This window comes from Streptomyces sp. NPDC048420 (assembly GCF_040651535.1).
In the GTDB taxonomy this organism is placed as follows: Bacteria; Actinomycetota; Actinomycetes; order Streptomycetales; family Streptomycetaceae; genus Streptomyces.
Genome location: NZ_JBEZKG010000026.1, coordinates 1 through 13,432, shown reverse-complemented (window position 1 = coordinate 13,432; position 13,432 = coordinate 1). Strand labels below are relative to the sequence as shown.

The 13,432-nt window shown below is 70.2% G+C and carries 12 protein-coding genes; 3 read left to right on the top strand and 9 right to left on the bottom strand.

Annotated features, from left to right (window positions below; all coding sequences use genetic code 11):
- Positions 1-19 precede the first annotated feature (19 nt).
- A complete protein-coding gene (gene oxc, locus AB0D34_RS37300; protein ID WP_362670089.1) occupies positions 20-1,768 on the bottom strand; it encodes an oxalyl-CoA decarboxylase in 1,749 nt (582 codons plus the stop codon).
- A gap of 255 nt (positions 1,769-2,023) precedes the next feature.
- On the opposite strand from oxc, the gene AB0D34_RS37295 reads away from it, so the two are divergent.
- Complete coding sequence (locus AB0D34_RS37295) at positions 2,024-3,610, top strand: FadD7 family fatty acid--CoA ligase (RefSeq protein ID WP_362670088.1); 1,587 nt, start codon at positions 2,024-2,026, stop codon at positions 3,608-3,610.
- Between the two features lie 18 nt (positions 3,611-3,628).
- Here the strand turns inward: AB0D34_RS37295 and AB0D34_RS37290 are convergent, their stop codons facing one another.
- From AB0D34_RS37290 to AB0D34_RS37270, 5 genes are all read right to left on the bottom strand, one after another.
- Positions 3,629-4,561 carry a LysR family transcriptional regulator gene (locus AB0D34_RS37290; protein WP_362670086.1) on the bottom strand — a complete coding sequence of 311 codons (933 nt, stop codon included), beginning with the start codon at positions 4,559-4,561 and terminating at the stop codon, positions 3,629-3,631.
- 109 nt (positions 4,562-4,670) lie between these two features.
- Positions 4,671-4,853 (bottom strand): formate dehydrogenase subunit delta, encoded by a 183-nt coding sequence (locus AB0D34_RS37285; RefSeq protein WP_362670083.1) that lies wholly within the window; start codon positions 4,851-4,853, stop codon positions 4,671-4,673.
- Between the two features lie 31 nt (positions 4,854-4,884).
- Positions 4,885-7,695 carry a formate dehydrogenase subunit alpha gene (gene fdhF / locus AB0D34_RS37280; RefSeq protein WP_362670081.1) on the bottom strand — a complete coding sequence of 937 codons (2,811 nt, stop codon included), beginning with the start codon at positions 7,693-7,695 and terminating at the stop codon, positions 4,885-4,887.
- Positions 7,692-9,293, bottom strand: a complete 1,602-nt coding sequence (locus AB0D34_RS37275; RefSeq protein ID WP_362670078.1) for an NADH-ubiquinone oxidoreductase-F iron-sulfur binding region domain-containing protein — start codon at positions 9,291-9,293, stop codon at positions 7,692-7,694. Before AB0D34_RS37275 ends, fdhF begins: the two co-directional genes overlap by 4 nt.
- Before the next feature lie 8 nt (positions 9,294-9,301).
- On the bottom strand, positions 9,302-9,781 hold the full coding sequence (locus tag AB0D34_RS37270; protein WP_362670075.1) for an NAD(P)H-dependent oxidoreductase subunit E: 480 nt from the start codon (positions 9,779-9,781) through the stop codon (positions 9,302-9,304).
- A gap of 254 nt (positions 9,782-10,035) precedes the next feature.
- Between AB0D34_RS37270 and AB0D34_RS37265 the strand changes: the two genes are divergently transcribed.
- Positions 10,036-10,725, top strand: a complete 690-nt coding sequence (locus tag AB0D34_RS37265; protein ID WP_362670072.1) for a GntR family transcriptional regulator — start codon at positions 10,036-10,038, stop codon at positions 10,723-10,725.
- 63 nt (positions 10,726-10,788) lie between these two features.
- Here the strand turns inward: AB0D34_RS37265 and AB0D34_RS37260 are convergent, their stop codons facing one another.
- Positions 10,789-11,676 (bottom strand): acyl-CoA dehydrogenase family protein, encoded by an 888-nt coding sequence (locus AB0D34_RS37260; protein WP_362670070.1) that lies wholly within the window; start codon positions 11,674-11,676, stop codon positions 10,789-10,791.
- Positions 11,677-11,840: 164 nt separating this feature from the next.
- Between AB0D34_RS37260 and AB0D34_RS37255 the strand changes: the two genes are divergently transcribed.
- The gene (locus AB0D34_RS37255) at positions 11,841-12,533 is read left to right on the top strand and encodes a GntR family transcriptional regulator (RefSeq protein ID WP_362670067.1); all 693 of its coding nucleotides are present in this window, start codon (positions 11,841-11,843) and stop codon (positions 12,531-12,533) included.
- Positions 12,534-12,567: 34 nt separating this feature from the next.
- Here AB0D34_RS37255 and AB0D34_RS37250 read toward each other — a convergent pair whose 3' ends face one another.
- Together AB0D34_RS37250 and AB0D34_RS37245 are read right to left on the bottom strand one after the other, a co-directional pair.
- On the bottom strand, positions 12,568-13,089 hold the full coding sequence (locus AB0D34_RS37250; protein WP_362670066.1) for a carbonic anhydrase: 522 nt from the start codon (positions 13,087-13,089) through the stop codon (positions 12,568-12,570).
- Between the two features lie 37 nt (positions 13,090-13,126).
- A partial coding sequence (locus AB0D34_RS37245; RefSeq protein WP_362670064.1) for a CoA transferase occupies positions 13,127-13,432 on the bottom strand: 306 nt, incomplete at its 5' end.

Here is a 13,432-nt window from a genome sequence, read left to right as displayed (position 1 = left end):
TTTTCGTGAAGTTGTGTGATCACTGCTTGGCCGGCGTGATGTTGCCGCCGGTGATGCCCTTGGGGTTGAGGTGCGCGATGTGGCCGCTCTCGGTGCCGGCCGAGGGGTCGATGACACAGTCGATGAGCGCCGGCCCGCCGGACGCCAGGGCCTCGGTGAGGGCGGCGGTGACCTCGGCGGGCGTGGTGACGCGGTAGCCCTTGCCGCCGAACGCCTCGATGAGCAGGTCGTGGCGGGCCGCCGACATGAGGGTCGTGGGCGAGGGGGCGTCGTCGTAGGGGTTGGTGTCGTCACCGCGGTAGACACCGCCGTTGTTCATGATCACGGTGACGACGGGCAGCTTGTAGCGGCAGATCGTCTCGATCTCGATGCCGCTGAACCCGAACGCGCTGTCACCCTCGATGGCCACGACCGGGGCGCCGCTCTCGACGGCGGCGGCGATGGCGTACCCCATGCCGATGCCCATGACGCCCCAGGTGCCGCTGTCGAGGCGGTGGCGCGGTACGTGCATGTCGATGACGTTGCGCGCGATGTCCAGGGCGTTGGCGCCCTCGTTGACGATGTACGTCTCCGGGTGCCGGCGCACGACGTCCCGTACGGCCTTCAGGGCGCCCATGAACTGCATGGGGTGCGGGTCGGCCTCAAGTCGCTCGGCCATCTTGGCGACGTTCTGCGCCGAGCGCGCCCCGAGCTCCTCGCGCCAGGCCGAAGGGGCCGTGATCTGGCCGGGTTTGGTGCGTTCGGCGAGTGCGTCGAGCACGGACTCGATGTCACCGACGAGCGGCGCGGCGATGGGCTGGTTGCTGTCCATCTCCTTGGGGTCGATGTCGATCTGGACGAACTTGGCGTCGGGGTTCCACCCCGCCTGGCCGTGGCCGAGGAGCCAGTTGAGGCGGGCGCCGATCAGCATCACGACGTCGGCCTTCTTCAGCGCCAGGGAACGGGCGGTGGCCGCCGACTGCGGGTGGTCGTCGGGCAGCAGGCCCTTCGCCATCGACATCGGTACGTACGGGATGCCCGTCGCCTCGATGAACTCCCGTACCTTGCCGTCGGCTTGGGCGTACGCGGCGCCCTTGCCCAGCACCACCAGCGGGCGCTCCGCGGAGGCGAGCAGCTCGATCGCGCGGTCCACGGCCTCCGGCGCGGGCAGTTGGCGCGGGGCGGGGTCGACGAGCCGGCTCAGCGTCCTGTCGCCCTCCTCCTTGGGCATGATGGCGCCGAGCACCGCGGCGGGGATGTCGAGGTAGACACCGCCGGGGCGCCCGGAGATCGCGGTGCGCAGGGCGCGGGCGATACCGCGGCCGATGTCCTCGACCCGGCTGATCCGGTACGCGGCCTTCACGAAGGGCTGCGCGGCGGCGAGTTGGTCCATCTCCTCGTAGTCGCCCTGCTTGAGGTCGACGAGGTGGCGCTCGCTGGAGCCGGAGATCTGGACCATGGGGAAGCAGTTGGTGGTCGCGTTCGCCAGCGCGACCAGGCCGTTCAGGAAGCCGGGCGCCGAGACCGTGAGGGCCACGCCGGGCTTCTTGGTGAGGTAGCCGGCGATGGCCGCCGCGTGTCCGGCGTTGCTCTCGTGGCGGAAGCCGATGTAGCGCATGCCCTGCGCCTGCGCGAGACGGGCCAGGTCGGTGATCGGAATGCCGACCACCCCGTAGATGGTGTCGACGTCGTTCAGCTTCAGAGCGTCGACGACCAGGTGGTACCCGTCGGTGAGCTCGGTCGGAACGTCGGCTGCTGCCGCGGTCTCCATAGTCGAGGGGGCGGTCATGGTCCGAGGTCCTCCTTGGGCAGGTCCTGCCGGAGCGGCTACTTCTCTCACCATCGGCAGCGCGCTCGTCCGCGTCCAAGACCCATCGGCGACCAGCCGATAAACGACGTCTATCGAGGGCTGGCCAGGGGCTCGGCAACTGCCTTGATAGACAGCCGCTATCGGCCGTTCGCCAGCGGGTATTGGACGCGCCACAGGTGTCACCGCACGCTCGCAGAGGATGTTCCATCGGACCTGGCGCTAGGGGGTGGGGTCATGGCCGTTCCGGCCGCGGCATCCGTGCGTGACGCGAACCGGTACCGGCCTCTGGAGGTCACCGGCCTCGTCGACCTCCTCGACCGGCAGGTGCGTGAACGCCCGTACGCCCGGGCCCTCGTGGTGACCGGGGAGCGCGTGCAGCTGTCGTACGGTGCTCTGTCCGCTCTCGCCCAGGACGTGGCCGCCCGGCTCGGCGGGGCGGGGTTGCGCCCCGGTGACGCCGTCGGGCTGATCGGTGCCAACACGGCGGAGTTCGTCGTAGGACTGCTGGGCGCGGCGCGGGCCGGGCTGGTGACGGCTCCGCTGGACCCCTCGCTACCCGCGCCCCAACTGGCCGTACGGCTGGACGCGTTGGCTGCACGGGCGGTTCTGCTCGATCCGTCGGCTCCTGACGCCGCGCTGCCGGCTCCCGCGTGGCCTCTTCGGGTGGACGTCTCCCGTGCGGGCACGGCGGCGGTCGTACTGGAGCCGGGCGCGGTTCCTCAAGTCCCGCGGGCGGCGGCCGAGTTGTCCAGGCGGGATGCCCTGGTCCTGTTCACCGCCGGGACCAGCGCCCGGGCGAAGATGGTCCCGCTCACCCACGCCAACGTGGCCGCCTCCCTCCAGAACATCTGCGCCACCTACGAGTTGGGGCCCGGGGACGCGACGGTCGCGGTGATGCCGTTCTTCCACGGGCACGGGCTGTTCGCGGCGCTGCTGGCGTCCCTGGCGAGCGGGGGCTGTGTGCTGCTGCCCGCGCGGGGCCGGTTCTCGGCGGGCACGTTCTGGGACGACATGCGGGCTGTGGACGCCACCTGGTTCACCGCGGTGCCGGCCATCCACGAGATCCTGCTGGAGCGGTCGGAGCGGGCAGAGCGGTCCGAGCGGGAGTACGCGGGCGGGCAGACTCTGAAGTTCATGCGCAGTTGCAGCGCGCCTCTCAACACGGCGACGCAGCGGGCGTTGGAGCGCACGTTCGGGGCGCCGCTGCTGTCCGCGTACGGGATGACCGAGTCCTCGCACCAGGCGACCAGCGAACCGCTGCCGCAGCGGGGTGCGCTGCGGCAGGGGTCGGTGGGCCGGCCGACCGGGGTGGAGGTACGGGTAGTCGACCGGAGCGGGCGGTCCTGCCCGGTGGGGGTGGAGGGCGAGGTGTGGGTGCAGGGGCCGACCGTCGCCGGCGGCTATCTCGGCGACGGCGAGGAGTCGGCGCGCACCTTCGTCGACGGGTGGCTGCACACCGGTGATCTGGGGGTCCTGGACGCGGACGGGTATCTGTCCCTGACCGGACGGATCAAGAACCTCATCAACCGCGGCGGCGAGAAGATCTCGCCCGAGCATGTCGAGGACATTCTCGCCGGGTGCCCGGGGGTCGCGGAGGCGGCCGTGTTCGCGGTGCCCGACCCGGTGTACGGGCAGCGGGTCGGCGCGGCCGTGGTGGTGCGGGAGGGTGACGGCGCCGGGCGCGAGGAGATCCTGCGGTACTGCCGCGACCGGCTGGCCGCGTTCGAGGTGCCGGACCGGATCGAGCTGGTGGCGGAGTTGCCGTACACCGCGAAGGGCGGGCTGGACCGGAAGGCGTTGCAGGCGCGGTACGGGGTGTGACGGAGGTGGTTCCCGGGTTCAGCGCACGCGGTGCTCGTCCGGCACGGGCCGGGCGAAGAAGTCGTCCAGGGACAGGCCGGTCGCCGCGTTGACGAACGCGCGGGCGGCGACCGACCCGGGGGTCGCCGCGTGGATCGCGACCGAGACCTGGGCGCCGGCCTCCGGGTCGACCAACGGCAGCGCTCTCGTCCGCCCGACCACAGGCATCGCGCGCAGCCAGGTGTGCGGCACGATGCTCGCCCAGCCGCCGCCGCCCACGTGCGCGTAGAGGGAGGCGATGGAGTCCGTCTCGACCTGGGGGGTCACCACGAACCCCTTCTCGGCGAAGACGGTGTCTGCAATCTGCCGGATCCGCATGTCGGGCGTCAGCAGGGCGAGCGGCAACTGGGCCGCCTCCGCCCAGGTCACGGTGGCGGACTGGGCCACCAGCTGCTCGTCCGAGACCAGCAGCATGTAGCGCTCCTGGTAGAGGGGGACGACCTGGAGGCCCTCCTGGTCGTCCGGGTCGAAGTGGGCGATGGCCACGTCGAGTTCGTAGTCGCGCAGCTGGCGGTGGAGTTCCTTTGTGGACAGCCGGGAGCGGACCTGGACCTTGGCCAGCGGGTGCGCCGCGCAGAAGGCGGCCACGGGGAGGGCGAGGGTGGTGGACGCGGTGGGGTCGGTGCCGAGGCGGAGGGTCCCGGTGATGCCTGACTGCACGGCGGCCACCTCGGCCTTGAAGGCGTCCTGTTCGGCGAGGATCCGTTTGGCCCATACGACGAGCCGCTCGCCCTCCGGGGTGAGGCCCTGGTAGTTGTGCCCGCGGTTGATGAGCGTGACGTTCAGCTCCCGCTCCAGCTTGGCGATCGCCGCGGAGAGCGCGGGCTGGGAGACGTAACAGGATTCCGCCGCCCGGGCGAAGTGCCGTTCCCTCGCCACCGCCACGAAGTACTCGAGCTGCCGGAACAGCATGAGCGGCTCCTCCCTGCCCATGGGATCAGCCCATGAGATCGGACCATGGGAACACTGGCTCCATACTGTATGCAGTGTGGGGCGATGTACAGGGAGGAGACCACACAGGTCAGCGCAGGAGTTTCACCGCGGCCACCACCAAGGGGTCCAGTCCCTCCACTCCGGCGTCGACGAACTCGTGGAGCCGGGCGCGCATGCGCGGGTCCCAGAACCTGCCGATGTGGCCCGCGATGGCCTCGGCGGCCCCCTCTCCCGGCAGGTGGCCGAGGTTTCTGGCGATGTCGTTGGCCATTCTGCATTCGGACGGCACGGTCGCTGTCATCTCAGTCCACCACCGTCACGAGGTCGGCGGCCCCGGTCTCGCTGGACCGCTCCGGGCGGGCGAGGGCCACCTGTACGGCGGTCACCTTGTACTCGGGGCAGTTGGTGGCCCAGTCGGAGTTCTCGGTGGTCACCACGTTGGCGCCGGTGACGGGGTGGTGGAACGTGGTGTACACGACCCCGGTCGGCATGCGGTCGGAGATCTCCGCCCGCAGCGTGGTCTGGCCGACACGGCTGGCCAGGGTGACCATGTCGCCGTCGCTGATGCCGCGGTCCTCGGCGTCGTGCGGATGCAGCTCCAGGATGTCCTCGGGGTGCCAGGCGACGTTGCCGGTACGGCGGGTCTGGGCGCCGACGTTGTACTGGCTGAGGATGCGGCCCGTGGTGAGGACCAGCGGGAAGCGCCGGGTGCTGCGCTCGCTGGTCGGCACATAGGAGGTGACCACGAACTTGCCCTTGCCGCGCACGAATTCGTCCACGTGCATGATGGGCGTGCCCTCGGGTGCCGCCTCGTTGCACGGCCACTGGACGCTGCCGAGTTTGTCGAGGAGGTCGAAGGAGACCCCGGTGAACGTCGGGGTGACCGAGGCGATCTCGTCCATGATCTGGCCGGGATGGTCGTACGACATCTCGTAGCCCATGGCGGTGGCGATCTCGCTGACGATCTGCCACTCGTGCTTGCCCGTCTTGGGTTTCATCACCGAGCGCACCCGGTTGATGCGGCGTTCGGCGTTGGTGAAGGTGCCGTCCTTCTCCAGGAAGGAGGCTCCGGGCAGGAAGACATGCGCGAACTTGGCCGTCTCGTTGAGGAACAGGTCCTGGACGACGACCAGTTCCATGGCTGCGAGCGCGGCGGTGACGTGCTTCAGGTTGGGGTCGGACTGGGCGATGTCCTCGCCGTGCACGAACAGGCCGCGGAAGGTGCCGTCGATGGCCGCGTCGAACATGTTGGGGATGCGAAGTCCCGGTTCGGCGAGGAGAGTTCCGCCCCAGAGGTTCTCGAAGACGGTACGTACCGCGTCGTCGGAGACGTGCCGGTAGCCGGGGAGTTCGTGCGGGAAGGAGCCCATGTCGCAGGATCCCTGCACGTTGTTCTGGCCGCGCAGCGGGTTCACACCGACGCCGTCGCGGCCAATGTTCCCGCAGGCCATCGCCAAGTTGGCCATCCCCATGACCATCGTGGAGCCCTGACTGTGCTCGGTGACGCCGAGGCCGTAGTAGATGGCGCCGTTGGGTGCCTCGGCGTACAGCCGTGCGGCGGCCCGGAGTTCGGCGGCCGGGACGCCGGTGATGGGTTCCACCGCTTCCGGGCTGTTCTCGGGGCGGGCGATGAACTCGGCCCATTCGTCGAAGCCTTCGCACCTCTGCTCCACGAAGGACCGGTCGACGAGTCCCTCGGTGACGACCACATGCGCCATCGCGTTGACGACGGCCACGTTGGTGCTGGGCCTGAGCTGGAGGTGGTGGGCGGCCTCGATGTGCGGCGAGCGCACCAGGTCGATGCGGCGTGGGTCGACCACGATCAGCTTCGCGCCCTCACGCAGCCGTCGCTTCATCCGGGAGGCGAACACCGGGTGTCCGTCGGTGGGGTTGGCGCCGATGACCATGATGACGTCGGCCTCGGCGACCGAGCGGAAGTCCTGGGTGCCGGCCGACTCGCCGAAGGTCTGCTTGAGCCCGTATCCCGTCGGGGAGTGGCAGACGCGGGCGCAGGTGTCGACGTTGTTGTTGCCGAAGGCGGCTCGCACCATCTTCTGTACGACGTAGACCTCTTCGTTGGTGCAGCGCGAGGAGGTGATGGCGCCGACGGAGCTCGTGCCGTAGCGGTCCTGGAGTCCGCGCATCCGCCGGGCGACGGTGCCGATCGCCTCGTCCCACTCGACCTCGCGCCAGGGGTCGGTGATCTTCTCCCGGATCATGGGCTTGAGCTGACGGTCGGGATGCGTGGCGTAGCCGAAGGCGAAGCGGCCCTTCACGCAGGAGTGGCCCTCGTTGGCCCCGCCGTCCTTGTACGGCACCATGCGCACGAGTTCGTCGCCGCGCAGCTCGGCCTTGAAGGAGCAGCCGACTCCGCAGTACGCGCAAGTGGTCACAACTGACCGTGTAGGCATACCGAGTTCGACGACCGAGCGCTCCTGGAGCGTGGACGTGGGGCAGGCCTGGACACAGGCACCGCAGGAGACGCACTCGGAGTCCATGAAGGTCTCCCCCGCTCCCGGCGAGACCTTGGAGTCGAAGCCGCGCCCCTCGATGGTGAGCGCGAACGTGCCCTGGACCTCGCCGCAGGCCCGTACGCAGCGGGAGCAGGCGATGCACTTGGCGGGGTCGAAGTCGAAGTAGGGGTTGGAGGTGTCCTTCTCGGCATCGAGATGGTTCTCACCCTCGTAGCCGTAACGGACCTGCCTGAGGCCCACCACCCCTGCCATGTCCTGGAGTTCGCAGTCGCCGTTGGCCGGGCAGGTGAGGCAGTCGAGGGGGTGGTCGGAGATGTAGAGCTCCATGACGCCCTGGCGGAGCTTCTCCACCTTCGGTGTCTGGGTGCTGACCTTCATGCCGTCGGCGCACGGGGTGGTGCAGGACGCCGGGGTGCCGCGGCGGCCGTCGATCTCCACCACGCAGAGCCGGCAGGAGCCGAAGGCCTCCAGGCTGTCGGTGGCGCACAACTTGGGTATGTCGACGCCCGCCTGTGCCGCCGCGCGCATCACCGAGGTGCCCTCGGGGACGGTCACCGGCAGACCGTCCACCTCCACGGACACCGTTGCCGGGCCGGGCCGTTCGGGGGTTCCGAAGTCGGGTTCCTTGAGCAGGCTCATGCCGTGCCCTCCGTCGCTCGTACGGGGTGGATCTCCAGGAGTCGACGGCCGCCGAGGAAGTCGTCGGGGAAGTGGGTGAGGGCACTGCGCACGGGCAGCGGGGTCAGCCCGCCCATCGCGCACAGCGAGCCCTCGGTCATCAGGTCGCAGAGGTCTTCGAGCAGGGCGAGGTTCTCGTCCCGGTGCGTACCGGCGACGATCTTGTCGATCACCTCGACACCGCGCACCGCGCCGACCCGGCACGGGGTGCACTTGCCGCAGGACTCCTCCGCGCAGAACTCCATCGCGAAGCGGGCCTGCGCGGCCATGTCCACGGTGTCGTCGAAGAGGACGATCCCACCGTGGCCGACCATCGCCCCGGCCGCCGCGAACGCCTCGTAGTCCATGGGCAGGTCGAACATCGACTCGGGCAGATACGCCCCCAGCGGCCCGCCGATCTGGGCGGTGCGCACCGGGCGTCCGGAGTGGGTCCCGCCGCCGTACTCCTCGATGAGCTCGCGCAGGGTGATGCCGAAGGCCGTCTCGACGATGCCGCCGCGCGCGATGTTGCCGCCGAGCTGGAACACCTGGGTGCCGCGGGAGCGTTCGACGCCGAGTTCCTGGTACGCCTGCGCGCCCTCGGCCATGACCACGGGCACGGTGGCGAGCGTGAGCACGTTGTTCACCACGGTCGGTTTGCCGAACAGGCCCTCGATCGCGGGGATCGGCGGTTTCGCGCGGACCATGCCGCGCTTGCCCTCCAGGCTCTCCAGCATGGAGGTCTCCTCGCCGCAGATGTACGCGCCGGCGCCGACGCGGACGTGCAGGTCGAAGTCGAGGGCGGAGCCGAGGATGCCCTTGCCGAGCCAGCCGTGCTCGCGTGCGATGGCGATCGCCTGGCGCATCGTGGCGATGGCGTCGGGGTATTCGGAGCGGATGTAGAGGTAGCCCTCGCTCGCGCCGACCGCGTGGGCGGCGATCGTCATGCCCTCGATGAGCATGAACGGATCGCCCTCCATGACCATCCGGTCGGCGAAAGTACCGCTGTCACCCTCGTCGGCGTTGCAGCAGACGAACTTCAGCTCGTCGGCGCAGTCGAGCACGGTCTTCCACTTGATGCCGGCGGGGAATCCGGCGCCGCCGCGGCCGCGCAGTCCGGACGCGGTGACCTCGGCGACGACGTCCGCGGGGGCGAGCGCCAGCGCGGCGCGCAGTCCTGCGAGGCCGCCGTGGGCCTCGTAGTCCTCGGCCGAGAGGGGGTCCGTAACGCCGACTCTGGCGAAGGTGACACGGTTCTGGCGTGCCAGCCACGGCAGTTCGTCGACGATACCGAGGCGCAGCGGGTGATCGGCCCCGTCGAGCAGGCCGGCGGCGAGGAGTCCTTCCACGTCCTCGGGAGCGACGGGGCCGTAACCCACGCGGCCCTGCGGGGTGGCGACCTCGACGAGGGGCTCCAGCCACAGCATCCCGCGCGATCCGTTGCGTACGACGTCCAGGGCGAAGTCCCCCCGGTCGGCGGCGTGTTGCAGAGCCCGGGCGACCTCGTCGGCGCCGACGGACCTGGCCGCGGAGTCGCGGGGGACGTAGACCGTTGCCACGCAAGGCGATGGGGTGTTCATGGGGTTGATCATGAGGAGACCGTCCCGTTGAGGATCGAGCCCAGTTGGGCGGGGCCAACTCGTCCGTACAGCCGTCCGTTGGCCTCCACGGACGGACCGAGCGCGCAGTTGCCCAGGCAGAAGACCTGCTCGACGGTGACCGAGCCGTCCGCCGCCGTCTCCCCCAGGGGCAGTCCGGACTCGCGCGCGTAGCTCACCAGTCGGTCCGCGCCCAGGGCCTGACAGGCCTCGGCGCGGCAGATGCGCACGGTGGTGCGGCCAACGGGCTCACGACGGAAGTCGTGGTAGAAGGTCACCACTCCATAGACGTCCGCCCGGGAGAGGTTGAGCTCCTCGGCGAGCACCGGCACGGCCTCCTGCGGCACATGGCCCAACTCGGCCTGGACGGCGTGCAGTACGGGCAGCAGCGCACCTCGCTCGCCCCGGTGACGGGCCACCACCCTCCGGACCACGCTCTCGACCGTCACGTCACTTCCGCTGGTCGTCATGATCGCTTCGCCTTCCGTCAACACGGGTCCCCGGCGAGGGGTGCAGGAGACAGAGACCATACTCCATACAGACTTCTGTATACACAACCCCATCGAGCGGTTCCGACGACTACGTCAACCGCCGTGGGCACGGCGGCGACGGCCGCAAGGTTGCATACCAAAACCTGTAGGCTGACGCGGCCGTCGGCAACCTTCCGAACGGCTCCCACTCGGCAAAGGCGCCGCCACCAGCCCGGCGGCAGAACGGGACAACCATGCGCGAGGCACTCACGGCCGCAGCGTCCCGGCGCGTCACCCGCCCGGCACCCCTGCGTCAGGCCGTGTACGACGCCCTGACCGAGCTGATCATCAACGGCTCCCTCAAGCCCGGCCAGCACCTGGTCGAGGCCGAGCTCGCCGAACATCTCGGCGTCAGCCGGCAGCCGGTGCGCGAGGCCCTGCAGCGGCTCCAGACGGCCGGCTGGGTCGATCTGCGGCCCGCCCAGGGCGCCTTCGTCCACTCCCCCACGGAGAAGGAGGCGGCCCAACTCCTCGGCGTCCGCTCGGTCCTGGAGACCTACTCGGCCCAGCTCGCCGCACGCAACGCGCTGCCCGAGGACATCGCACGTCTCGACGAGCTCCAGTTGGACGGTGTCACCGCTCTCGCCGACGGTGACGTCGAGCGCCTGGTCGCGGCCAACACCGCGCTGCACGACTTCATCACCACCATGGCCGACAACGCCGTACTGGCCGAACTGATCGCCCAGGTCGGCCAGAAGGTCCGCTGGTACTACACGCCCATCGCCAAACCCCGCGGCAAGGAGGCCTGGAACGAGCACACCCAGCTCATCAGGGCCATCGCCAAGCGCGACGCGGACCAGGCGGGCGAGATCATGCGCAGGCACACCGAACGCACGACCGCGTTCTACCGCAGGCAGATCGCCGCCAAGGCGGACCAGGGCTGACCCGACTGGCTCGACCGACCCAACCGACCTGGCTGACCCGACGTGCCGCTCCCCGGGCACGGTTCAGGATGCGGCAAGGGTACCGGCGGGCCGGCGGGCGCTCCCGAAGGAGACGTCGATGGCCGGTGGGCGCGGCGGCTCGGCGGCGGCCCGCAGTTCGAGCAGCCAGGGCAGGACCGTGCGCAGCATGATGTCGAGGCCGCCGCCGTCCGTGCCGAGCATCGCCTCGGCGGGGACGAGGACCGGGTCGGCGAACACCGTGGAGGTCGCGCTGCCGCGGGGCCCCGTGAGGCCGGGCCGGGCCGGGACGAACAGGTCCGGGGCGTGTGCCGGGACCGCCCAGAGCGTGAGGCCGTTGGGCGCGGTGAGGGGCCTGGAGGACCAGAGGTAGGTGTCGGCCTCCCCCGCCGCGACCACCCTTCGCTTGCGGGCCCGCAGGGCGACCACGTCACCGGAACGGGTGGCAATGGAGCGCGGCGCGAGGAACTGGGTCTCCGCTGCCGGCCCGTGAGGCGCCGCGTCCGGCACAGGCCGGAACTGGGTCTCCGCTGCCGGCCCGTGAGGCGCCGCGTCCGGCACAGGCCGGAACTGCGGCTCCGGCTCCGGCCGGGACTCCGCGAGCGCAAGGCTGGCGAGGTGGCGGCCGGCGGCGATCTCGCGGCGCACCCAGGAACCGCCATGCGCTTCGATGACGGCGACCGCCGTGTAGTGGGACTGGAGCACGGCCGCCGTCGCCGGGCAGACACGCGCGGTCCGTGCCACCACGTCGAGGGCTTGAGTCAGCCCCTGTCCGCCGCCGCCGCGTTCGGTGGAGACGGTGAGCCCCAGGAGTCCTGCGCGGCCGAGGGCCGTCACGGCGCCGCGGGGAAACCGGTCCTGGACGCGGATCGTCTCGGCGGCGGGTCCGATGACGCTGGTCAGGACTTCGGAGAGAGCGGTGCGGTACGACATGGGGCGACCCCCTCGGGAGTGGCTGCGGTCCACTGTCGGACGGTGATTGCATACAGTATTCTGCATGTGAAGGTGACCGCGCCAGGGGTCCAGCCGGGCAATTTCCGAGAGATGGCACTTGGCGGACGGCTCGACCCACCAGTCGAACGAGGGAGACAGGGCCCATGCCCGACACACCCGCCGTGACAGCCCGGGGCCCGATCAGCAGGCCCGTCCCGCTCCGCCAGGCCGCTTACGAGGCCCTCACCGAACTGATCATCAACGGCGCACTCAAACCCGGCCAGCACCTCGTCGAGGCCGAGCTGGCCGAGAGCCTCGGGGTCAGCCGCCAGCCGATACGTGAGGCGCTGCAGCGGCTGCAGACCGCCGGCTGGGTCGATCTGAGGCCCTCCCAGGGCGCCTTCGTCCACTCCCCCACCACGGAGGAGTGCGCCCAACTGCTCAGCGTCCGGGCCCTCTTGGAGACCCACTCCGCGCGTGGCGCCGCCCAGCACGCCACTCCGCGGGACGTCGCCCGGCTGTGGGAGCTCCAGCAGACCGGCCTGACCGCCCTGGCGACCGGGGACGCCCGGGCCATCGTGGAGGCGAACGCCGCCCTCCACGGCCACATCACGCTCCTGTCCCGCAACGCGGTCCTCGCCGAACTCATCCCCCAGGTCGACCGGCGCGTGCGCTGGTACTACATGCCCATCGCCAAGCCGCGCGGCAAGGACGCCTGGAGCGAGCACGCCAGGATCATCGAGGCCATTGGTGAGGGTGCCCCGGACCGTGCCGAGGCGCTCATGCGCCGGCACACCCGCAACACCACCGACTTCTACTGCGAGCAGATCGCCGCGGTGGTCGGCCGGGGGGAATGACCCCGGCCGACCACCGTCAACCGGCAGCAGGAGATCAGGAGTTCGGGGTGATCTCCCGCAGCAGTCCCGTCGTCACGTCGAAGACGAAGCCGCGCACGTCGTCGGTGTGCGGCAGGAACGGCGAGGTGCGCACTCGCTGGATGGACTGCCGTACGTCCTGGTCGACGTCCCGGAACGCCTCCACCGCCCAGGCCGGGCGCTGGCCGACCTCCAGTTCCAGTTCATGCCGGAAATCCTCCGTCAGGGTCTGCAGACCGCAACCGGTGTGATGGATGAGGACGACGCTGCGAGTGCCGAGGGCACGCTGGCTGATCGTCAGGGAGCGGATCGTGTCGTCGGTGACGACCCCGCCGGCGTTGCGGATGGTGTGGCAGTCGCCGAGGTGCAGGCCGAGTGCGGCGTGCAGGTCGATACGGGCGTCCATACAGGCCACGACGGCGACGCCCAGGACGGGACGGGCGCCCATGCCGGGGTCGGCGAATCCGGCGGCGTAGGCCCGGTTGGCTTCCACGAGTCGGTCGGTGACCGTCGCGGTTCGGGGTGCTGAAGTCGACATGGTTTGGCTGCCTCTCTCCGGTCGGCGGTCGATTGGGTCAGATGACGCCCTGCGCCTTGAGCAACGGCAACTCGTCGTGGGACAAGCCGAGTTCCTCCGCGTAGATCTCTTCGTTGTGTTGGCCGAGGAGGGGTGGGGTGGTGATGGTGGTGGGGGAGTCGGAGAGTTTCAGCGGGTTGCCGACCGTGGTGAAGGTGCCGCGCTGGGGGTGCTCGACCTCGACGATCATGCCGTTCGCGGCCAGTGACGCGTCCTGGATGATCTCTTTCGGGGACAGGATCGGCCCGCACGGAATGTTGTGCGCGTTCAGCTGCGCAAGGACCTGCCACTTGGGCAGGGCCGT